This is a genomic window from Actinokineospora auranticolor (genome assembly GCF_002934265.1).
Lineage (GTDB): Bacteria > Actinomycetota > Actinomycetes > Mycobacteriales > Pseudonocardiaceae > Actinokineospora > Actinokineospora auranticolor.
Genome location: NZ_PTIX01000005.1, coordinates 102,873 through 124,042, shown reverse-complemented (window position 1 = coordinate 124,042; position 21,170 = coordinate 102,873). Strand labels below are relative to the sequence as shown.

Here is a 21,170-nt window from a genome sequence, read left to right as displayed (position 1 = left end):
CCTACGAATGCGCCCGATCGCCCTTGGGTCAAGGCTCACGACACGATCCGAAAGTACCAGCCCACAACCACACAGCGCGGCGGAAACCGCCCAAAACACCGCGATCAACATCCCGCCCTACCACCGCCAACGAGCGGCCGCGGCAACTCCATGCGGCGTTCCGGCACCTCGACGAAGGCCTCGCTATCGGTGGAAATCTCCCGAACCGGCGATAGTTCACGATTGGGTGGTATGTCTCAGACTCCCGGGGCGGGCTCGCACGGCCTTGTGGGCCAAGACGGCGCCCAAGCCGCGCGGCCCAAGCTGTCGCCGTGTGCGCGCCCGCGTCGACGAGGCGGCAGTTCGCCCCCGGGTGTCGAGATAGTGGTAACAGGTCATCGGCAGTGTACCGTTGGATCACGTGGTCGGTCGTGGCCGGGAATTCGATTGGCAAATTCCCGGATATGGCCGCCGGTCATCCTGGAGCGCTTGGCGGATTGCGATTCGCGCATCGCGTCGATACGTTCGGTTGAACCAGGGTCACGCATTTCGGTCGAATTCGGTGACGCGTTCCAACCCTGGCTCCGCACTCGCCCAGGGGGTGGCATGCGACTCTCGTCAATGGCCGCGGTGTCGGCCGCGGCACTCGTCCTCTCGGCCACGGCGGTACCCGTCGCGGTGGCGCGTAGTGGGCCACCGCCTGCCGGGGCGGCACGGGGCGCGCCCACCACCGTCACGCTGATCACCGGCGACCAGGTCCGGCTGGTCGGTGGTCGTGCCGTGCTCGCGGGGCTCAGACCTGGTGTTTCGTACCGGACCTACACGGCGGCGCACCGCGTGCGCGTGTTCCCGTCCGACGCGGTTCCGCTGTTGCGTTCGGGGCAGCTCGATCAGGGCCTGTTCGACGTGACCGGGCTGGCGGAGGCGGGGTACGGCGAGCGGGCCGATCTCCCGCTGATCCAGACCGGCCCGGCGACGAACGTCGCGGGCGTGCGCACAATTCGCGATCTGCCGTCCATCGGTGGGCGCGCGATCACCGTCGAGAAGGCCTCCTTGCCCGCCGTGTGGCGTCAGCTGGCCGCGACGGGTGGAAAGGTGTGGCTGGACTCCAAGATTCGGCCCGCCCCCGAAATCGATCCGGTTCCTGCCGTCCCGCGCGGCGGCTTGACCGGCGCCGGCGTGCAGGTGGCGGTCGTCGACACCGGAATCGACGGGATCGGCCACGAAGTGGCCGAAAAGGATTTCACGGACGGTGTCGCGCACGGCAGCGACCACGGCACCCGGGTCGCCGCGACCATCGCGGGGGCCGTGGCCCCGGGCATCGATCTCCTCGACGCCAAGGCTCTCGGCGCCGACGGCACCGGTCAGCTGTCGTGGATCATCGCGGCCGCCGAGTGGGCGGCCGACCAAGGCGCGGACATCGTCGACGTGGGCGCGGGCCTCGGTGACGCGGACAACGGGCTGCTCCGCCAGTCCCTCGACCGGTTGTCCGCCACCAAGAACACCCTGTTCGTCGCGGGCGCCGAACCCGTGTCCCGCGACCACGCCCCCGCCGCGACGGCGGCACTGACCGTCGACCCGGCGCACCGCCCGGCCGCCGTGGGCGCGGCGGCGCTGCTCGCCCAGCGGCACCCGGATTGGCGTGGCGCGCCGCTCAAGCGCCGCCTCATGTCCACTATGGACTCAAGTAGTCCGGACCCCGCCCAGGCCTTGGCAGACGTGGTGACAACCGACCCGGCCTTCATCGAGTTGCCCAGCCAGCCGTGGCCGCACACCGACGACACCCCGGTGCGCGTGCCGCTCACCTACCGCAACTCGGGACCCACCCCGGTCACCCTCGACCTGGTCGTCCGGGAGACCACCCTGGGTCTGCCCCTGCCACCCGGCATGGCCACCGTGTCACCGACCAGGATCACCATCCCCGCGGGCGGGTCCACGCAGGTCACCTACACCGCCGACACCAGCGTGGGCACCGAGGACGGCTACTTCTACGGCAACATCATCGGCACCGGCGACGGGCAGACCGTGTACACGAGCATCCGCCTCGTCCGGGACTTCGAGGAGTACGACGTCACCGTCCACTACTTCGACGGGGACGGCAAACCGAGCCAGGACTGGTTCATAGCGACGATGGACCTGAAGTCCGCGGGCAACATCTGGCTGTTCTACCCGGACCCGGACGGCGTGTGGCGGCGCAGGCTGCGCCGCGGCCAATACGTCCTGGACAACTCGCTGAGCCGGCAGGACGACGTCCGCTACCTCCCGATCACCTCGCTCGCCGTGACCAAGCCGCTCGACCTGGTCGTCGACGCCCGCACCGCGGAACCTATCCAGCTCGACCTGCCGCGACTGCCGGAGCCGTTGTTCGCCGTGAACCTCGGCGTGGTGCTCGACACCGAGGACGGCAGAGAGGCCGCTCTCGACGTCATGGTCGGTGACCCGAACACGCTCCGCTCCGCCCAGGTCGGCCCGAACGCCCCACCCGGCGTGCTGACCTCCGTCATCGGCGCCCTCTACGGCGACCCCTTCGACATGGACACGGTCCGCAGCCACTACCTGGCGGCCTGGCCCTACCTCGACGGGGTGCCCACCGGCGCCACGCACAGCCTGACGGCGGCCGACTTCGCCGCCGTCCGCCTCCGGTTCGTCAACCTCCCGACCAAGCGCTACTGGCTCTTCGAGGGTCTGGAGCCCGTGGCGAGGGGCGGCCGGGACATCCCGCTCCTGCGCGGCGCCCTCGCCGACGAGGACGTGGTCGACTACGTGGCGGGCCCCGACGTGCGCTGGGAGGCGGTCTCGGTGCTCTACGGGAGCAGCCCGGACGCCCCCGACCTCGAGTTCATCGGCGAGCCGCGGCGCTACCACCCGGGCGGTACGTACGAGCACCGGTTCAACCACGCCGTCCTCGGCCCGGCGCTGCCCCGGTCGTACCACCCGTGGGCCGAGCGCGTCGGCGACCGGCTGCGGATGAACATGAGCCTGTGGGGCAACGACGACACCTCCATCACGCTCAACAGCCGCACGCTGCGCACCGCGCTGTACCGGGACGGCGTCGAGATCCGGCCGAGTCGCGAACCGAGCAACGTGGAGTCCTACCAGGTACCGGCGGACGCGGGCACCTACCGGTACACCATGGAGGGCACCCGACGCCCCGGCCCCGTCCTCAGCACCACCGTGTCTGCCGAGTGGACGTTCTGCTCCAGGCCCGGACACCGGATCGTCCCGTTGTCGGTGGTCCGCTTCGCACCGACCCTGGCCGACGACAACACCGCACCCCCCGGCCACTTCACGGTCCCGTTCTTCCTCCAACTGGAAGACGGCACCCACACCACCCCACACAACCTCGCCACCGACGTCTCCTACGACGAGGGAAAGACCTGGCAGCCAGCCGAAATCCACCACAACACCCTACGACTGGACCAACCTGACACCGCCACTTCCGTGTCGCTGCGCGCCCACGCCGAAGACGGCCGAGGCGGCACGATCGACCAAACCATCATTCACGCCTACACGATCAAGAAGCCCTGATCCGCAACACATCACCACTATCCCAACAGGACTCTTCCGGACGGGCCGTCCGGCAACCGGTGGCCGCGGCTGCTCCACCTCCGTCGCCAGGCGCGGCCACCGGTTCGCACGGCGGTAGTACGGGGTGGGACCCGGCCACGCTCCGCGAGATTCCGGTGGTGCGCTCATTCGCAGGGCAGACGGTATTCGAGTTCGGGGATGTAGCGAGCCCATTGGTCTTCGGTGATGCGCGGGTGTGCTCGTTGGCACAGCTGGTTGACCGCCGCCGAGACGTCGAGACTCCAGTACCGGAGCTGGTCGGGCGTCAGCCTACTCGCCATGCCTGTTCCGTTGGCGTTGAAGCTCAGGCCCGTCCACGTGTCCGAGCGTTTGCGCAGCACGGCGAAAAGGTGTGGGTTTGCCAGGTCCGCGACGTCCCAGAGGTTGATCCGTTCGTCATCGGTAACCGCGAGGAGACGCCCATCGGGGCTGAACGCCGTCGGTCTGCCGCCAGGGAGGTGGGCCGCCGGGCGAGGTCGCGCGGGGTCGCTGGTGTCCCACAAGGTGATGTTGGATGCCGGGTCTCCGGTTCCGGCGGTGGCCATCAGGCGGCGCGTACGCGCGACCAACAGGTCCTGTGCCCAAACGGGCTCCGCGCCGGGAGCCGGTTCGCGGGGGCGATCAGGGTGCAGGGGGTCCCGCAATCGCACGTTGCCACCACGGTCGAGGGTGACGAGGTCGCCTCCGGCGTCGAACCCGTATGGAAGGTCCGCGGTGGTGAACGCCGCGCGCTCCACCGGGTGGGAGGGGTCGCTCACGTCGACGATTGTGAGGCGGTCGAGGCTTGTGCTCCCGCCGGGATCTTCGTCCCAGCCATCGGGGTACGTGAGCGCCATGAGCGGGGCCACCGGGCTGAACGAGATGCCCACCAGCGGGTGCTTGGTCGCGATGGTGCTGAGGGACCGCGGTCGGAGCGGATCGGCGATGCTCAGCAATCGCACCGTTCCGGTGTTGTCGGTAGCCGCGAGCAGGGGACCTCGACTATCGATCACCATCGCCTCGATGCCTGCGGGGAAGTCGACGCTCTGGGCGCCTCCGGGAACGGACGTGCCTTCGAAGTCAACGGCGGTGAGCACACCGCCCGACAGCGCGTACATCCACCGCCCACCCGGGTGAAACCCGATCCAGGTCCGGTCACCGAGCCCGAACGAACCGTTGCCGAAGTTCACATCCGCCGCGGCGTCGAGCACCAGTCCCCGGGTCTGGTGGCTCGGAGCGATCTCATAAGCGACCAAGGCGAGTTGGCCTGCCAGGGCAGGATCACTCGCGCGCAGGTTTCGCGCGTCGGCCATCACGCGCTCAAGCATGGCCGCGGTCCTGTTGTCCGCGCTTTCGCGCGCCAGTCGCGCCACGTACACCCCAGCCGTGGCGAGCACGGCGATCAGGCTCGCGAGCGCGATCACGATGCGTCGACGACGACGGCGCGTGGTGCGCTTGGCCGCGCTGTGGGCGTCTTCTGCCGCGGCCAGGAACCGCGCTTCCCTGGCGGCGATCAGGTTCGGGCGACTCGCGCGCAGTTGGCACGCACGGGCCAGCAGGGTGCCCCGGTAGAGCGCCGCCGGATCGCGGTCCAAGTCCTCCCAGGTGCGGGCCGCGTCGACCAACTGGCGGTGCACGCGCAGGTTTTCGCGGTTGTCGGTGAGCCAGGCGCGGAACCGGGCCCACTGGGTGATCACGGCTTCGTGCGCGAGGTCCACGCCGTCGTGGTCGAGTGTGACCAGCCGCGCGCGGGCGAGGGCGTGCACGACCGCGGCGGTGTCCTTGTCGTCGTCCCACTCGTCGAGTCGCACGTGGCGTTTGGTGTCCGCGCCGCCCTCACCGAGGACGACCAGGCGGGTGAGGATGTCCATCGCGATTCCACGCTGCCGGTCGCCGAGTTGGGCGTAGACGGCCTCGGCGGTGCGGACGATGGCCTGGTCGATTCCGCCGACGGTCTCGTATCCCCCCAGGGTGAGCGTCATCCCCCGGCGGCGGCGCCACGTCTCCAGCAGCGCGTGGGACAGCAGCGGAAGGCTCCCGGCCCGACCGGCCGCGTCGGCGATCACGCGAGCCATCAACTCCGGCTCCAGCCGGTACCCGCGCGCCGTCGCGGGTTTGGTGACCGCCTGCCGGAGTTCGTCGGGCGTCATCGGCGCGAGCAGGACCTGACCGTCCTGCAACGCCTCGACCAGGTCACCGTGCAGACCGCAGTGGCCGTAGAAGTCGGCACGGACGCCGAGCACGACCCGAACACCCTCGCCCGCGGCCGACACGAGTGCCCGGATGAACCAGGCACGCTGGACGTCGTCGTCGCAGAGGGTGAATACCTCCTCGAACTGGTCGACGATCAGCAGCAAGCCCGGTTCCGCGCACGGCTCCGGCAGTGTCGAACGCAATCGGATGCCGAGATTGGCCGGGTCGGCGCGGAGTTCCTCCAGCAGCCGCACCGGCGAGTCGCCGCTGCGCCCGGCGAGCCAGACGGCGCACTTCTCGGCCGGACGCGCGCCCGGTGTCAGCACGCTGACCACGCCCTCGGTGCCGGTTCGCGTCGCCCATCTCGTGGCCAGACCGGCTCGCAACACCGACGTCTTGCCCGATCCCGACGCGCCGAACAACCCGAGGAAGCGGCGGCGTGTGAGCCGGTCGAGCAGGTCGTCGACGGCACGGTCCCGACCGAAGAACAGGTCGGCGTCGCCCTCGTGGAAGGCGACCAGCCCCGGGTACGGGGACGCGGCGGCGCTCCCGTCGACCGGCCCGGCATGATCACCTCCGGACACGAGGTGCGCCGCGGCCGCCCGCCACCGGCGCTCCCACTCGCCTGCGTCACCCCCGCAGGCGCTGACGTAGGCCAGCGTCACGGGCAGAGTCGGCAGCTTCCGCCCACCCGCCGCCTCCGACAACGCCGCGGCCGAGTAGTGCGCACGCGCGCTGAGCACCCGGTACGGCACTGCGCCTGACCGCCGCCGCAACTCACGCAGCCCTTCGGCGAACTCGGTGAGCACCGCGTCCTCGGTCGCCACCGGCCGTTCCGGCCTGGCCATATCCACCCCTGTCGCCCGTGACCCACTCGTCAGGATTCCGACACAGAACTCGATGGCGCGCACCCGATGCTTTCACCGGCCACCGACGAGCGGAAGTGCGGTGGCGCCCCGCGCGAAACCCGGGGCGCCACCGTCACGCGTTCACCAGTCGGCGGTGACGCTCACCCCCAGTAGTAGAGCGCCCACTGCGCCGAGCCCAGGTCCACGCACTTCCACCTGATGCCCAGATGGCCGAACCGCTCCCGGCCCTGGGTCGCGCACCGGTCGTACAGCCAGTACCAGTCGTAATACCTCCACGTCGCGAGCACGGACGCCGAGGGCGGCGTCGACCCGGACCGAGCGGACACGACCACGGCGGCCGACGACGCCCCCACCTCCGCCGAGGCCTCCGCCGCACCCCCCACCAGAACGATCCCAGCCGCGAGCGCGGCCGAGAGAGCCGATCCGACCTTGCCCATGAGCAACGACCTCCCCTTTCTCCGAAGAGTCGAGCCGGCCCGTCCCTCGACGCCCGAGGCGGCCGGCGGCACCGCTGGACCAGCGCTGCCAGCCCCTTTCTAGGCGCTCCGGGTTGTTCACGGTCAGTCGCTCGACGCTGAACAACAGCTCCTGAACAACCGGACCGATCAGGGCGGTCGCGGCTTTCCCGGCGATGCCGGTCGCGGCGACAGCGGTGTCCGCGGCGCCGGAAGCGCCGCGGACACCGCTGGGCTCGCGCGAGACTCCGGGTGCTACCGGGCCGTCAGCTTCCCTGGAAGGGGAAACGCTCGCCGGGGAGGGCTGGTCGGGTGCGTTTCGTGGTGGGCGGTGTCGGGTCGAGGTCGCAGGACAGGTCGTGGTCGGGGAGGGTGCCGGTTGACAGGTAGCGGTTGACGGCGGTGACCCCGCAGGACGGCACGACCGGGCTGTAGACGATGTGGTTGCCGCCGTTGACGGTCATGAGTTTGGCGCGGTGGCCGAGTGCGCGGCGCAGGTCGAGGGCGCCCTCGTACGGGGTGGCCGGGTCCCTGAGGTTCTGGACCAGCAGGATGTTGCCCGGACCGCGGTCCGTGATCGGCGCAGGTGGTTCCTTCGGGCCCGGCCAGAAGGCGCACGGTTGGATGTTCGCGCCCATGCCGCCCAGGAGCGGGTAACGGGCGCGGTCTTCGCGGACCGCGCGCCGGTAGTAGTCGATGTCGTGGGAGGACCGCACGTCACCGCAGATCACCGCGAGTTGCCCGGCGAGGGCGTTGTCCTGCGGGATGCCCGGGACGTCCACCGGCGGGAACAGCTGGGGTGGCTCGCCGTTGCCCTCCAGGAAGTGCCAGATGCCCGCGAACGCCGGGAAAACGGCGGTGTAGTAGGAAGCGGCGAAGTAGATGTAGCGGAAGGTGTTGCCGTCCACCGGGCCGAAGCCCGGGATCACGACCGGCTCGCGGTCCAGCCGGTCCGCCAACGCGAACATGTTGGCGCGGATGGTGTCGGCCGTGGTGCCCAGGGTGGGGTCGTTCGCGGCGGCCCACGTGACGAAGTCGGTGAACCGGCGTTCGGCCGCCCGGTCCCACAGGCGCCACTGCGCCCTCCACACCGACCCGGGGCCGACGAGCGAGTCGAGGACGAAGCGGTCGGTGCGGTCCGGGTACAGCGACGCGTAGACCGCGCCGAGGTAGCTTCCGTAGGAGCCGCTGTTGTAGGAGATCTTCCGCTCCCCCAACGCGATCCGGACGCGGTCCAGGTCGCGGGCGGTGTTCGCCGTGGTGATGTAGGGGAGTTCGCGGCCGCCGTGGGCCAGGCAGTCGCGAGCCAGGTCGCGGGCGAAGGTGATGTTGCCGTCGATGGAACCGTCCGCGGCGGGGAACGGGGCAACCTTCGCCACCGGCAGTTGCTCGCGCGTGCGGCCGCAGGTGACCGGCGCGCTGTAGCCGATGCCGCGCGGGTCGAAGCTGACCAGGTCGTACCGGTCCACTACCTCCTGGGGGTAGATCTGGACGTAGGAGCTGGGCAGGTTCAGGCTGGCACCGCCGGGACCCCCGGCGTTGTGCACCAGGATTCCCCTGCGTAAACCGGGCTTCGCGGTCGCCAGGCGGGAAACGGCGATATCGATCGTGGGGCTGTGGCGGTCGGCGTAGTCCAGCGGCACGGTGACCTTGGCGCACCGCAGGCGCGGGTCGACGGGGTTGCCGTCGGGATCGGGCGGACACGTGGTCCACGTCGGCTGTGGCGGGGGTTTCGGCGCGGCCTGCGCGGGAACGGAGGTGACCAGACTCGCCAGCACCACCGCGCCGATCAGGACCGGAAATGATCGTCGCACAGCTCGACGGTAGGGCGGGGCACGTGCGCCGTCATCCGCCTGGGAGACGACCTGCCCGTACCCCGCCCGACTACAACGAAAGACATGGACCGGATGGCGCCGAACCGTTGCCGCGCAAACGGAGCACCGGTATCAGCCGCGCAGTTCCCGGTACGCTTCGGCCGCCCGCGGGTGCAGCGGCACCGGGGCGGTGTCGATCAGCGAGCGGACGTCGAGGTACTGCGTGCCCAGGGCCTGACGGGGAACGAGGTCGCCCGCCCGCTGGACCAGTACCCGGACCGTCGCCTCGACGACGTCCGCCGGGACCGCGGGCGAGGCGACCAGGAGGTTGGGGACGCCGACGGTCGTCACCTCCCCCGCGTCGCGGTAGGTGCCCGACGGGATCGTCACGCGGTCGTAGACCGCTCCGTGGCGACGGCGGAGTTCGGTGACCTCCAGGTCCAGCAGGCGGATGCCGATGGCGTCGTCCAGGTCTGTCAGCGCGGGGGTGGGGAGGCCGCCGGACCAGAGCAGGGCTTCGACGCCGCCTGTGCGGAGGGCTTCGGCGGCCTCGGCCAGGGGGTGGTGGTCGACCTCGACCGACACGCCCGCCGCGTCGAGCATGCGCGTGCCGAAGAGGGCGGCGCCCGAGCCCGTGGCGCCCAGGGACACGCGTCGTCCGGCCAGGTCGGCCAGGGTTCGGTAGCGGCTTCGGGCGGGCACGACGAGTTGCATGTAGTTCTCGTAGACCCGACCCAGCGCAGGCAACCGGGTCGCGCGGGGGAACGGGGGCGCGCCGTCCTGGGCGGCGGTCATCGCGTCCACCAGCACCAGGCCCAGATCGGCTTCCCCGGCGCCGACCTTGGCTATGTTCATCACGCTGCCCAGGGTCTCGACGACGCTCGCGCGGGTCGACGGGTACGCGTCGGCGAGTTCGGCGGCCAGGAGGCGGGCGAACTCGACGTAGAAGCCGCCGGGCTCGCCCGCCGCGACGCGCACGGTCCGGTCCGGGCCCGTGTACGCGCAGCCCGCGGTCGCCAGGGCGGCGGCCAGGAAGAGTCGACGGGTCAGCGGCACTGGGCACCTCCCGGGAGGTCGATCTCGAAGGTCAGGCCCCGCGGGACGCGGCGGGTGACGCGGAGTTCCCCGCCGTTGGCCGTGGTGAGGCGGTCGGCGATGGCCAGGCCGAGACCCGATCCGTCGCCCGAGCGGCCCGCGCGCCAGAACCGCTCCGTCAGACGGGGCAGGTCGCCCGACGACACCCCGGGCCCGTCGTCGGACACCTCGACCACCACGCGGTCCCCAGCGCACCGCACCGACACCTCGACCACTCCCCCCGGCGCGTACTTGATCGCGTTGTCCAGCAGGACGTCGAGGACCTGCGCCAGATCCGACTCCGGGCACGCCACCGGGTCGTGGGCCAGTTTCTCCACAATGGACACACCGTGTTCGGACGCCGTCGGCGACCAGAAGTCGATGCGCTCGTGAGCGACGGATCCCGCGTCGCAGCCACCGGATTCCCGTTCGCCCGCGGCCATTTCCGTGGCCGCCGCGTCCGCCGCCGCGAGGGTCAACATCGAGTCCAGAAGGGACTCCAGGCGCCCCAGTTCCGCGACCATCGAGGAATACGTCCCGTTCGCGGCGGGGGCCACGCGGCCGGAGAGGGAGTCCATGCGCAACCGCAGTGCGGCCAGGGGGTTCCGCAGCTGGTGCGACGTGTCGGCGACCAGCGCCCGTTGCCGCCGCGCCGACTCCGCCACCGCGTCGGACATGGTGTTGAACGACGACGCCAACCCGCGCAGCTCCGGCGGGCCCAGCCCCGGCGACACGTGCGCCCCCGAACCGGGCCCGCCGCCGACCGCCCGCACGCCGCGCTCCAACTCCGCAACGGGCCGCAGCACCCAGCGGGCCACGAGCAACGCCAGGACGACGAACGCAACGGACGCGGCCAGCACCCCCAGCAGGATCAACCCCCACCGCGTTCCGACATCGTCCGCCGCGCGGTCCACGGTCGACCGCAACGCGACCGCGCCGGTCACCCGCGTGCCGCTGCCGACCGGGCGGGCGAACAGCACCGACCCCGAGGACCACGGCCGCACGTCCGGCGGCACGGTGGCGGGCTGGTTGCGCAACGCCGCGTCCAGGGCCGCGCGGACCCCGGGTTCGTCGGCGCGCAGGCCGGACTCCAGCACCGGCCCGCGTTGCGCGTCGACCACGACCACGGCGTCGCCGTAGAGCGCGACGTGCGCGCCGACCTCGGCGCGGAGCCGGTCGTCACCGGTCGCGGCCAGCTCGGCGAACCGGTCGAGGTCGGCGGTCCGGCTGATCACGAACCGCTGGGTGCGCTCGGCGGAGGTGCTGTGCAGCAGCGGTCCGGCGAGCCCGGCCAGCACCGCCAGGGACAGGCCGAGCAGCACCAGCAGCAGGCGTCGGCGCACGTCAGCCGCCCAGCCGGAAGCCGAAGCCGCGGATGGTGCGCACCAGGCCCGGCCTGCCCAGCTTGGCGCGCAGCTGGGCCAGGTGCACGTCCAGCGACCGCGACACCGCCAGGTAGGCGTCGCCCCACACCTCGTCCAACAGCTGCTGCCTGCTGACCGCCACCCCCGCGTGCCGCACCAGCACGCCCAGGATCTCGAACTCCATCCTGGTCAGCTCGATCGGCTCCCCCGCCACCGACACCAGGCGCGCGTCGAGGTCGACGGCCACGTCGGCGACCTCGACGACGCCGGGGCGCTGGGCGGCGGGGGCGAACGCGCGGCGGGTGACGGCCTCGACCCGGGCCAGCAGCTCGATCATCCGCACGGGCTTGACCAGGTAGTCGTCGGCACCGAGGCGCAGGCCGCGCACGACGGTGCGCTCGTCGCCCCGCGCGGTCAGCACGACGACCGGGGTCTGCGCGAGCTTGCGGAGCCTGCGCAGCACGTCGAGCCCGTCGAGGTCGGGCAGGCCGAGGTCGAGGAGCACGACATCGGCGTCGCGGTGGCGGATCAGGGCGTCGGCGCCCCGGGTGACCCGGTCGACGTGGTGGCCGTGGGCGGTGAGCACCTCGGCCACCGCGCCCGCGACCCCGTCGTCGTCCTCGACCAGCAGCACGCGCATCGTCAGTCCTCCAGCGGGGAGTCTTCGGAGGTCTCACCCATGACGAAGTAGACCACCAGGGAGATCAGCACGCAGGCGGCTACGTAGTAGTAGAAGAGCGATTCGACGCCCGCCTGCTTGAGCCACAGCGCAACGTACTCGGCGGTGCCGCCGAAGATCGCCACGGTGAGCGCGTACGGCAACCCGACGCCGAGCGCGCGAATCCTGGCGGGGAAGAGCTCGGCCTTCACCACCGCGTTGATCGAGGTGTAGCCGGTGACGATGATCAGCGCACCGAGCATGAGGAGGAACGCCAAGACCGGGTTCGTGGTGCCGGAGAGCGCGGTGAGGATGGGGACGGTGAGGAGCGCGCCGAGCACACCGAAGCCGAGCAGGAGCGGGCGCCGGCCGATCCGGTCGGACAACGCGCCCGCGACGGGTTGCAGGACCACGAACACGACGAGCGCGAGGAAGTTGATCCACGCGACGGTGCCCTTGGGGATGTGGCTGGTGTTCACCATGAACTTCTGCAGGTACGTGGTGTAGGTGTAGAAGGCCACGGTGCCGCCGAGGGTGAGTCCGACGACGAGCAGGCACGACCGCGGGTGGTCGAGCAGCGCGCGCAGGGTGCCCCGGCTCTCGTTGTCCCGCTCCGCCTCGAAGCTGGGCGACTCGTCCATGGTGCGCCGCAGGTACATCACCACGAGCGCGCCGCAGGCCCCGACGGCGAAGGCGATCCGCCAGCCCCAGGAGTCCATCTGCGCGGGGGTGAGCAGGTTCTGCAGCACGATCTGCAACCCGAGCGCGACGAGCTGCCCGGCGGTGAGGGTGACGTACTGGAAGCTGGAGTAGAAGCCGCGCCGCCCGGACCCGGCCATCTCGGAGAGGTAGGTCGCGGAGGTCGCGTACTCGCCGCCGACGGACAGCCCCTGCAGCAGCCGCGCCGCGACGAGCAGGACCGGGGCCGCGACGCCGATCGTGGAGTACCCCGGCGTGACCGCGATGAGCAGGGAGCCGAAGGCCATCAGCGTGACCGACAGCGTCAGCGCGCGGCGGCGCCCGTAGCGGTCGGCGAAGCGCCCCAGCAGCCACCCGCCGATCGGCCGCATCAGGAACCCCACGGCGAACACGGCGGCGGTGTTGAGCCACTGCGCGGTCTGGTCGCCCTTGGGGAAGAAGGTGGCGGCGAAGTAGAGGGAGAAAGCGGTGTAGGCGTACCAGTCGTACCACTCGATGAGGTTCCCGATGGACCCCTTGGCGATGTTCGCCACGACCCGCCGTTCGCGGGTGTCCCGTACCAGTGTCATGACCCCTCCCGATCAACGGTGACCGGGACCACAGTGCGGCCCGTAGCGGCACGTCACAAGGCGTGGTGGCGGAACCTAACAGTCCCTTAGGACAACTCGCCGGGCGCCTGGTTGGTGATCCAGACGTTGTGGGCGCTGCCGAGGGTCGTCGAGGGCGCGGTGGTGTGCAGCTCGTTGTGCACGGACATGTCGATGGCCCCGGGCGCGTGCCGGACCGCGGGCCCCCGACCGGTGTGGATCCGGGGCTCCAGGAAGCAGAGCCGCGGCGACGGGTCCTCGGTGTGCATGCGGTGCAGGAGGTCGGTCGCGTTGGCGGCGAGGGCACGGGTGTCCTGGACGACCGTCGCCCGCAGTGGGGAGTCGCCGCGGTCGAGTGCGGTCAGCACGTCCGCGAGGCCGTCGACACCGAGGATCGGGATCGCGGCGCCGTTGCCGCGCAACGCGTCCGCGGCGCCGAGGGCCATCTCGTCGTTGGTGCAGAACAGCGCGTCGGGGCGGGCGGCGTGGCCGGGTGGGCGGTCGTGCAGGAGGTCGTGGATGGCGTCCATGGCCCGCACCCGGTCGAACGCGCACGTGTCGTCGATCGCGACCCGCGCGCCGGGCAGCGCTTCCCGCAGCACCTCGGCGAACCGCCGCTGCCGGTCCGCGTGTTCCCGGGACGCCAGCACCTGGACCACCGGCTCGCGGGTGCCCGCGCGGCGGAACCACCCGGCCAGCCAGTCGCCCGCGACCGCGCCGATGTCCCCCGCCCGGTAGCCCACGAAACCCGTCCCGGGCGGGTATTCCGCCTCTCGGGCGAACGGTTCGACGTCGAGGAACACCACCGGCACCCGCACCGAGGGGCAGAAGTCGGCCAGTTCGCGGCGGACCCGGTCCACCTCGGTCACCATCAGGAACCCGCCGACGAAGTCCTCGCGGCGCTGGAGGAGACCGCGCATGTGGCGGACGAGGGTGCGCGAGTCGTAGTCGCGGTCCGGCACCTTCAGGACCACGTCGAGGTTGGCGCGGTCGAGTTCGTCGGCCAGGTGCCCGATGAGGCTGTGCAGCCAGTACTTCTGTTCGTACGCCGAAAGGAGCAGGAAGACCTGCTTCGCCCGGGGCCTGGCGGGAAGTGCCATCCGGACATGGTGGCTCAGGTCGAGCGGGCTGCCAAGCGCTGGGCGACGCCGAGTCTGGATTTGACGCCGAGTTTGGTGAAGACGCGGGCGAGGTGACCCTCGACGGTCTTGCGGCTCAACACCAACCGGGTGGCGACTTCGCGGTTGGTGAGGCCGGTGGCGACGAGTTCGGCGATCTCCAACTCGCGGCCGGAGAGGGCTTCCACGGTGCCGTGGGGGCGGCGCGGGCGGGGAGCGCGGGCACCGACCCGGGTCTCGGTGGTGCGCAGCCGGGTGGTGAGCCAGGTGGCGGCGGTGGCGGCGTACCCCTCCTTGGCGCGGCCGAGTTCGGCGCGGGCGGCGGTGAGTTCCCCTTCGGTGGCCAGGTGTTCGGCCAGCAGCTCCCGGGCGCGGGCCTGGTCGAGCGGACCGGCCCGGAGCGCGGCGACGGCCTCGGCGCGGGCCTCGTCGGCGCGGCCGAGCCTGCCGAGCACCTGGGCGCGGGCCAGGTGCGCGTACGCGGATCGGGGCGCGGCGGCGACGGCGGCGTCGGCCAGGGCCATGGCCTCGTCGCAGCGGTCGAGGCCCGCCAGCGCGACGGCGAGCGCGGCCCGCCACCGCGGTCGTTCGCGGCCACTGGCGCCCGCGAAGTCCTCCCCCACGGCGGCACGCACGTGGTCGGCGCAGCGCTCGTACTCGCCCGCGGCCAGGTGGCAGTCGGCGACGGTGAGCCCGACGCGCTCGACCAGCCAGGGCGACGCGGGTTCCGGGACGGCGGCGAGGGCTTCCTCCGGCCCCGCCTGCCACAGCACGGCTTCCAGCTCGACCGCGGAAGCCATCGCGGCCAACTCGGCACTACCCAGCGCCAACGCGACTTCCCGGGCCTCGGCGGCGCACTCACGGGCCCGGTCCAACTGCCCCAACCGCACGGCGACCGCTGCGTCGGCGGACAGCAGCGTGGGCAGGGTCGACCGCCGACCGGTGGCGCGGGCGAAGGCCAGTCCCCGCCGCAGGTGGCGGGCGGCTTCCAGGGGCCGGTCCAGCTCCAACTCCAGCCACGCCAACGCCGACAGGTGATCCCCCACCGCCGCGTCCGGCAGCCCGTCCACGAGCCGCACGGTCCCGGCCACGTCCGCCGCGACCGGGGGAACGGCCCCGGGGTTGGCGGAACCGGCCGTGTCGGAGCGCTCGGCCCATCCGCCATCCGGTCCCGCTGTCGACGACGCCGCGGCGGGAGGGCCGGTCGTGCCTTGTCCGGGAACCCCGCCGGACAACCCGTCGACCAGCCGCACCTCCGCGGAGAGGTCCGGGGGTTCCCCCGATCGGACCGCGCCCAGTGCGCCCAGGATTCGGCCCGCCACCTCGTCGCCCTCGGCCACCGCCGCTCGCGCCAGGCGGGCGCACTCGGTGGTGTCGCCCAGCAGGAGGGCCACGGTGGCCCGTTCGGCGGCCAGGCCGGCGGTCGATTCGCGGTCCAGTACCGCTTTCGCCTCGGCGTAGCGGCCGAGCAGCCGGGCGGTTCGGGCGCACGCGCGGACCGCCACCACCCGGTCCGGTCCACTGTGGACCAGCGCCTCGTGCAGCACGTCGCGTGCCCGGGCCAACTCCCCCGACAAGCTCAACGCCCTGCCCAGCAACGGGAGCGACTCGGCGCGCGGTAACACCTCCACCGCGCGGTCCAGCCAGGCCGCCGCGGTCGCGGGAGCGGTGTCGACGACCGCCGCGGCGCCCGCCGCCAGGGTTCTCGCGGGTTCGGTGTCGCCGTAGCCCGCTATGCGGGCGGCGTGCAGGGCGCGGAGGGGCAGTGGCGCGTCGCGGGTCCGCAGGTACTCCCAGGCCCGCCGGTGGGCCCGCGCGCGCCAGGCGAATCCCGCCGCCTGGTACGCCGCCGCCCGGACCAGGGGGTGCCGGAACGCCACCCGCGAGCCGCGGGCCGACACCAGGCCGCACACCGTCAGGTCGTCGAGGGCGCGCAGCACATCGGGCTCCGGCAGCCCGGCGATGTGCGCCACCAGCCCCAGGTCGGCCGGGTCGTCCGCCGCCGCGACGGCGTACGCGACCTCGCGCGGCACGCCGTCGAGTCCGCGCAGGCCCTGGCCCGCCACCGCCAGCACGCCGTCCGGGAGCGGGGCCTCGCCGATCCGACGGGGGTCGGACAGGGTGTCCACCACCGCCGGGTCGACCCCGGCCAGTGCCCGCAGGTACCGGGGATTCCCGCCGGTCACCGCCACCAGTCGCGCGCGTTCGGCGGGTGGCAGGTCGGGCAGCACCGCCGCCGGGTCCGGCGGCCCCAGGGCCACCCGGGTCACCGGCCACGGCGTGCGGGCCAGCGCGGCGGGCAGCCAGGCGTGGTCGGCGCGGTGCGCGACGACGAGCAGCACCGGGTCGACCGGCGGCGTCCGCAACACCTCGTCCAGCACCCGGACCTCGTGCGCGTCGTCGACCAATAGGACGGTCGGCCGACGGTCGGTGATCCGATCGTTGAATTGTCGAGACGACCGGGGAAAGCGCACCCGAACACCGCGTGAATCGGCCAGATCGGTCAGTTCGGCGAGCAGCCGGGTTTTCCCGATCCCGGCCTCGCCGACCACCTCCAGCACCTGCCGTCGGCCGTCGACCAGCGCGTCCAGCGCGGAAAACCCCTGCTCGCGGCGGTTGCGGGCGGGTTCTCCCATCCGGACCCCCAGCTTCGCGGTACCAAGGCGGAAATCGCCTGCGCGATTGTCCGGGACAGGTTACCGGTAAACCGGGGGAAGCGTCAGCGGCCCGCGCCCTCGACCGGTGTGGACCGCTCGGCGGCGTGGACCACATAGCGGTGCGGGGCCATCGCGGAAGGACGCCCCGGCAGCTTTTCCAGCACCGCCGCGTGCAGCTGCTCGGGCGTGAGCCCGGCGGTGACGACGGCCGTGATCCGGTCGCCGTCGACCGTCACCTCGGCGGGCAGACCCAGGTCCGCGAACACCCCCTCGACGGCGGCGACGTCCACCCAGGACGAGTCCACCACGCGCCACCCCTCGCCGCGCGCGACCGGCGCGATCCGGGTCAGGTCGGGCACGTCCCGCATCCGCACGTCCCCGACGGCCGCGGTGACCAGCAGCCGCTCGACGGCCAGCAGCACGCCGTCGACGTCCGGGAACCGGGTGGTGTCGGTGTGCAGGCGCAGGTCCGCCTCGGTGTCGGTGACGCCACCGAGGGTGAGCAGGAACGCGGTGGGCAGCGACCGGTCGGGCATCGGCTCCAACCGGGTGTCCGCGAGCGCGGCCACCGGGTCCTCCGGCGCGTTCTCCGCCGCCGAGGCGCCCGCCGCGCCGAGGTCGTTGAACACGGCGTCGCGGTGGAAGTGGGTGCCGCGCTCGCGGCCGACGGCGTCGATGACCTCCCACAGCTGCACGGAGTCGAACTGGGCGTAGCGGTAGGCGTTGATCGTGGTGGCCTGCACCTGCCGGACGACGTCGTCGAACAGCGCGTCGTCGGCGAGGGTGAACGGCACCAGCGCGTCCTGGGCCAGCGGGCCGACGTACTCCCGCCACGCGGAGCGGAACCGGTTGCCGCAGATCGAGATCATGGCGCCCGCCGGGGTCGCGGTGTGCGCGCCGAGGAACACCGCCGCGGCGGCCAGCACGACCGTCGAGTGGCTGGCACCGGTGCGGCCCGCGATGGCGCGCAGCGCGGCGGCCACCGCCGAGGACACCATGCGCCGCTCCACCTGTCCGGGCACGCCGTCGGGGTGCGGCGGGAAGGCGCACATCGCCTGCGGCACCTGGCGCAACCGCGTGTCCCAGTAGCGCAGCGCGGACTTGGTCCGCCGCCTGCCCACGTCGGACCGCTCCCACTCGGCCTGGTCCAGCGGCTGGTGCCCGCGCTCCTCGGCGAGGTCGTCGCGCCCGGCCAGCAGCGCGCGCAGCTGCTCGCCGACGATGGCCGCGCCCGCCGCGTCCACCGCGACGTGGCAGAACAGCAGCACCACCACGACCGGCGCGCCGTGCTCGGTGATCGCCAGCACGCGCAGCGGGAACCCGTCGACGAGGTCGAAGGGCACCGCGACCTCGCGCCACACCAGCTCACCGATGAACCGGATGGGGTCGCCGACGATCTCGTGCATCCGCATGTCCAGCTCGCCGTCGGCCAGCACGTATTGGACTGGACCATCCGGCCCATCGGCGCGGAACCGGGTGCGCAACGCCTCGTGCCGGGCCACCAGCACGCCGAGCGCGCAGATCAGCTCGGCGAGCGTGTGCCCGGCGCCCATCTCCACGAAGATCGGCAGCACGTCGGAGCGGTCGCCGTCGGAACCGAACCAGCGCAGCACGTTGCGCTGCCCGAGGGTCACCGGCCCGCTGCCGGAGCGGGTGCCGCGGAAGCGCACCGGCAGTGTGGACAGTGGTTCCGGCTCGACCCCGGACTCCCTCGGCACGGCACTGGCTGGCGACATGGCGCTGACTCCTCGACCCCGGCGATGATCTCGGTTGGACCCTAGGCAGCGGGCAGGCGGGGAACATGGGGGAAAACCCCTCAATCGCGGACGGCCCCAGGGCACCCGGACCGCGGTGGAGCCGTTGTCCAGGGCCACAAGTCCCCGGCGTAGGGTGGATCGTCCGCGTGCGTACCCGAGGGGTCACGTGCCGTGCGCGGGTTCGGTCGACGGAGGGGTGGACGGGTGGACGCGGACGGCGTCGGTTTGCGGGCCGACTGCGGGGCGTGCTTCGCGCTCTGCTGCGTGGTTCCGGCGTTCGCGCGGTCGGCCGACTTCCCGATCGACAAGCCCGCCGGACGGGCGTGCCCGAACCTCCTCGCCGACCACCGCTGCGGCGTCCACTCGGACCTGCGGGCGCGCGGGTTCGTCGGCTGCGCCGTCTACGACTGCTTCGGCGCCGGCCAACAGGTGTCCCAGGTGACGCTCGGCGGGACGCCGTCACCGCGCGCGGCCGAGGTGTTCCCGGTGATGCGCGACCTGCACGAGCTGCTCTGGTACCTCACCGAGGCCGCGCGCCTGCCCTCGTCGGCACCGCTGCGCGCCGACCTGGCCGCGGTCACCGCCCGCGTCCGCGCGGCCACGGAGGGGACGGTCGACGAGGTGGCCGCCGTCGACGCGTTCGCCCACCGGCAGGCGGCGAACCCGCTGCTCCAGCGGGCGAGCGAACTGGCCCGCGCCGGGGTCCGCGGGCGCCGCGACCACCGGGGCGCCGACCTCGTCGGCGCCGCGCTGCGCGACCGCGACCTGCGGGGCGCGAGCCTGCGCGGCGCGCTGCTGCTCGGCGCCGACCTGCGCGGCGCGGACCTGCGGCTGGCCGACGTCACCGGGGCCGACCTGCGCACCGCCGACCTCACCGGCGCCGACCTGTCCACCGCGCTGTTCCTCACCCAGTCCCAAGTGGACTCGGCGCGCGGCGGGCCGGGCACCCGCCTGCCCCGGGGGCGGCGGCGCCCGGCCCACTGGCGCTGATCAGGCCCCGGGGACGAACCGGCGCGGACCGACCAGCGCGGCGATGCCGATCAGCACGTAGCCCACGACCGGTCCGAACGCGCCGATACCGAGGTCGCCGAGTCCGGTGAGGCCGTCGCTGTTGGCCAGGTCGGCCAGCGCGCCGACGTGCACACCGGACAGCGCGAGCAGCACGAGCCCGGCCACCCGGCGGAACATGGTGACCGCGCTCTTGAGCACGAAGACGACCACCACGGTCGCCGCGACCGCGGCCACCGCCACGACCACGTCGCGGGTGGTGAAGTCCTTCTCGACGCCGAAGAGGCCGGTGACCGGGGCGATGCCGTAGCGCAGCAGCAGGTAGCCGACGCCGAGGATGGCCAGTCCCGCCCAGATGACCTTCATCGCGACGGACTCCAGGACCGCCGAGAAGGCCAGCAGCACGCCGAGGATGACCAGCGGGTAGCTGAAGATCAGCACGTACCAGTCGCCGAAGCCCCTGGCCTGGCCGTCGGACAGGTTCTTCCAGAGGCTGACCAGCGAGGCCGGGTCGCCGCCCTGCGCCATCCACGGCAGCACCGTGAGGCTCAGCAGCTGCACCAGCGCGCCGACGATGGCCAGGACCACGCCGAGACCGGGGATCCGGAAGCCGCCGCCGGACCGGACGGGCGCCTCGGGCCGGTGCCGCTCGGGCGCCGGACGCGACTCCGGCGGCCGGGGCGCGGATTGTGGCGGGCGCGGCTGACCGGGGTACCCGCCCTGGTGCCGCGGCTCGGCGGGTCTCGCGTACGGGTCGGATGTGGACCGCGGCTGGTGGTAGCCGCCCTGGTCGTAGCCGCCCTGACCGTCGCGGCGCTGGTACGGGTCCGGCGGGTACTGCTCCCGCTGGTACGGGTCCGACTGGTACGGGTCGGGCCGGTACTGGTCCGGCTGGTGCTGGTCCGGCTGGTACCGCGGCCGCTGGTTCGGGTCCCCGTGGCGGGGCCCGTCCGGTCCGTGCGGCCACGGCTCCCGTGGTGGACGAGGTGCATCCGACATGTGGCGCACCGTACAGTCGCCGCCCGCCCGGGCACAGTCCATCCGGCACAACGCGCCCGACCCGAACTGATCGGGTGGCCCTTCCCCGACGACGGGTGCGCCTCGGGGTCCAGGACTGTTCGGCGATGCCGGCGCGGTCGAGTTGGTGGCCGAGCCTGCGGTGATCGCCGCTCCGGTGGCGGACCTGTGGGCCACGTCCCTGCTGGTCACCGCGGTCGGGCCCGGGGCGGCGAACGCGCAGGCGCACAACCGGGCAGGCGTCGCGCGGCTGATCCGCCCGTCGCGGGCCCGGCCGGCGATCACCGCCACCATGCCCGTCTCCTGGGGACGACCCGGTGCCCAGGTCGGCCCGTCGGTCGCCTTCCTGCTTCCCCGGACCGGCTGACCGGTCGC

General features: G+C 72.6%; 14 protein-coding genes. 3 read left to right on the top strand and 11 right to left on the bottom strand.

All coding sequences use genetic code 11. The features are described 5' to 3' along the window. The first annotated feature begins 585 nt into the window (after positions 1-585). Positions 586-3,507: a S8 family serine peptidase gene (locus tag CLV40_RS11505; protein ID WP_181043441.1), complete on the top strand. Its 2,922-nt coding sequence runs from the start codon at positions 586-588 to the stop codon at positions 3,505-3,507. 164 nt (positions 3,508-3,671) lie between these two features. Here CLV40_RS11505 and CLV40_RS11500 read toward each other — a convergent pair whose 3' ends face one another. The 10 genes from CLV40_RS11500 to CLV40_RS11455 form a co-directional block, all read right to left on the bottom strand. Next, on the bottom strand, positions 3,672-6,566 hold the full coding sequence (locus tag CLV40_RS11500) for an nSTAND1 domain-containing NTPase (protein WP_104478881.1): 2,895 nt from the start codon (positions 6,564-6,566) through the stop codon (positions 3,672-3,674). A gap of 161 nt (positions 6,567-6,727) precedes the next feature. Continuing rightward, the gene (locus CLV40_RS11495; RefSeq protein WP_104478880.1) at positions 6,728-7,024 is read right to left on the bottom strand and encodes a hypothetical protein; all 297 of its coding nucleotides are present in this window, start codon (positions 7,022-7,024) and stop codon (positions 6,728-6,730) included. 284 nt (positions 7,025-7,308) lie between these two features. Further along, the gene (locus CLV40_RS11490; RefSeq protein ID WP_104478879.1) at positions 7,309-8,856 is read right to left on the bottom strand and encodes an alpha/beta fold hydrolase; all 1,548 of its coding nucleotides are present in this window, start codon (positions 8,854-8,856) and stop codon (positions 7,309-7,311) included. A 132-nt stretch (positions 8,857-8,988) separates the two neighbouring features. After that, the gene (locus tag CLV40_RS11485) at positions 8,989-9,912 is read right to left on the bottom strand and encodes a TAXI family TRAP transporter solute-binding subunit (protein ID WP_104478878.1); all 924 of its coding nucleotides are present in this window, start codon (positions 9,910-9,912) and stop codon (positions 8,989-8,991) included. Continuing rightward, positions 9,903-11,273 carry a sensor histidine kinase gene (locus CLV40_RS11480; protein ID WP_104478877.1) on the bottom strand — a complete coding sequence of 457 codons (1,371 nt, stop codon included), beginning with the start codon at positions 11,271-11,273 and terminating at the stop codon, positions 9,903-9,905. Before CLV40_RS11480 ends, CLV40_RS11485 begins: the two co-directional genes overlap by 10 nt. 1 nt (position 11,274) lies before the next feature. After that, the gene (locus CLV40_RS11475) at positions 11,275-11,934 is read right to left on the bottom strand and encodes a response regulator transcription factor (protein ID WP_104478876.1); all 660 of its coding nucleotides are present in this window, start codon (positions 11,932-11,934) and stop codon (positions 11,275-11,277) included. A 2-nt stretch (positions 11,935-11,936) separates the two neighbouring features. Beyond that, positions 11,937-13,220, bottom strand: a complete 1,284-nt coding sequence (locus CLV40_RS11470) for an MFS transporter (RefSeq protein ID WP_104478875.1) — start codon at positions 13,218-13,220, stop codon at positions 11,937-11,939. 86 nt (positions 13,221-13,306) lie between these two features. Then, positions 13,307-14,338: a sugar ABC transporter substrate-binding protein gene (locus CLV40_RS11465; RefSeq protein WP_104478874.1), complete on the bottom strand. Its 1,032-nt coding sequence runs from the start codon at positions 14,336-14,338 to the stop codon at positions 13,307-13,309. 14 nt (positions 14,339-14,352) lie between these two features. Continuing rightward, on the bottom strand, positions 14,353-16,992 hold the full coding sequence (locus CLV40_RS40255) for a LuxR family transcriptional regulator (protein WP_104478873.1): 2,640 nt from the start codon (positions 16,990-16,992) through the stop codon (positions 14,353-14,355). 83 nt (positions 16,993-17,075) lie between these two features. Beyond that, entirely contained in the window at positions 17,076-18,749 is a 1,674-nt protein-coding gene (locus CLV40_RS11455) for a condensation domain-containing protein (RefSeq protein WP_104478872.1), read from the bottom strand. Positions 18,750-18,974: 225 nt separating this feature from the next. On the opposite strand from CLV40_RS11455, the gene CLV40_RS11450 reads away from it, so the two are divergent. After that, complete coding sequence (locus tag CLV40_RS11450; RefSeq protein WP_104478871.1) at positions 18,975-19,760, top strand: pentapeptide repeat-containing protein; 786 nt, start codon at positions 18,975-18,977, stop codon at positions 19,758-19,760. Here CLV40_RS11450 and CLV40_RS11445 read toward each other — a convergent pair whose 3' ends face one another. Then, positions 19,761-20,777: a hypothetical protein gene (locus CLV40_RS11445; protein WP_104478870.1), complete on the bottom strand. Its 1,017-nt coding sequence runs from the start codon at positions 20,775-20,777 to the stop codon at positions 19,761-19,763. It lies immediately after the preceding gene. A 145-nt stretch (positions 20,778-20,922) separates the two neighbouring features. Between CLV40_RS11445 and CLV40_RS11440 the strand changes: the two genes are divergently transcribed. After that, complete coding sequence (locus tag CLV40_RS11440) at positions 20,923-21,162, top strand: hypothetical protein (RefSeq protein WP_104478869.1); 240 nt, start codon at positions 20,923-20,925, stop codon at positions 21,160-21,162. Positions 21,163-21,170: the final 8 nt, after the last annotated feature.

Bases quoted from the DNA above. Each gene is read 5' to 3' on its own strand.
- CLV40_RS11500 (WP_104478881.1), bottom strand. From the start codon at position 6,566: ATGGCCAGGCCGGAACGGCCGGTGGCGACCGAGGACGCGGTGCTCACC.
- CLV40_RS11470 (WP_104478875.1), bottom strand. From the start codon at position 13,220: ATGACACTGGTACGGGACACCCGCGAACGGCGGGTCGTGGCGAACATC.
- CLV40_RS40255 (WP_104478873.1), bottom strand. From the start codon at position 16,992: ATGGGAGAACCCGCCCGCAACCGCCGCGAGCAGGGGTTTTCCGCGCTG.
- CLV40_RS11505 (WP_181043441.1), top strand. From the start codon at position 586: ATGCGACTCTCGTCAATGGCCGCGGTGTCGGCCGCGGCACTCGTCCTC.
- CLV40_RS11475 (WP_104478876.1), bottom strand. From the start codon at position 11,934: ATGCGCGTGCTGCTGGTCGAGGACGACGACGGGGTCGCGGGCGCGGTG.
- CLV40_RS11455 (WP_104478872.1), bottom strand. From the start codon at position 18,749: ATGTCGCCAGCCAGTGCCGTGCCGAGGGAGTCCGGGGTCGAGCCGGAA.
- CLV40_RS11495 (WP_104478880.1), bottom strand. From the start codon at position 7,024: ATGGGCAAGGTCGGATCGGCTCTCTCGGCCGCGCTCGCGGCTGGGATC.
- CLV40_RS11445 (WP_104478870.1), bottom strand. From the start codon at position 20,777: ATGTCGGATGCACCTCGTCCACCACGGGAGCCGTGGCCGCACGGACCG.
- CLV40_RS11465 (WP_104478874.1), bottom strand. From the start codon at position 14,338: ATGGCACTTCCCGCCAGGCCCCGGGCGAAGCAGGTCTTCCTGCTCCTT.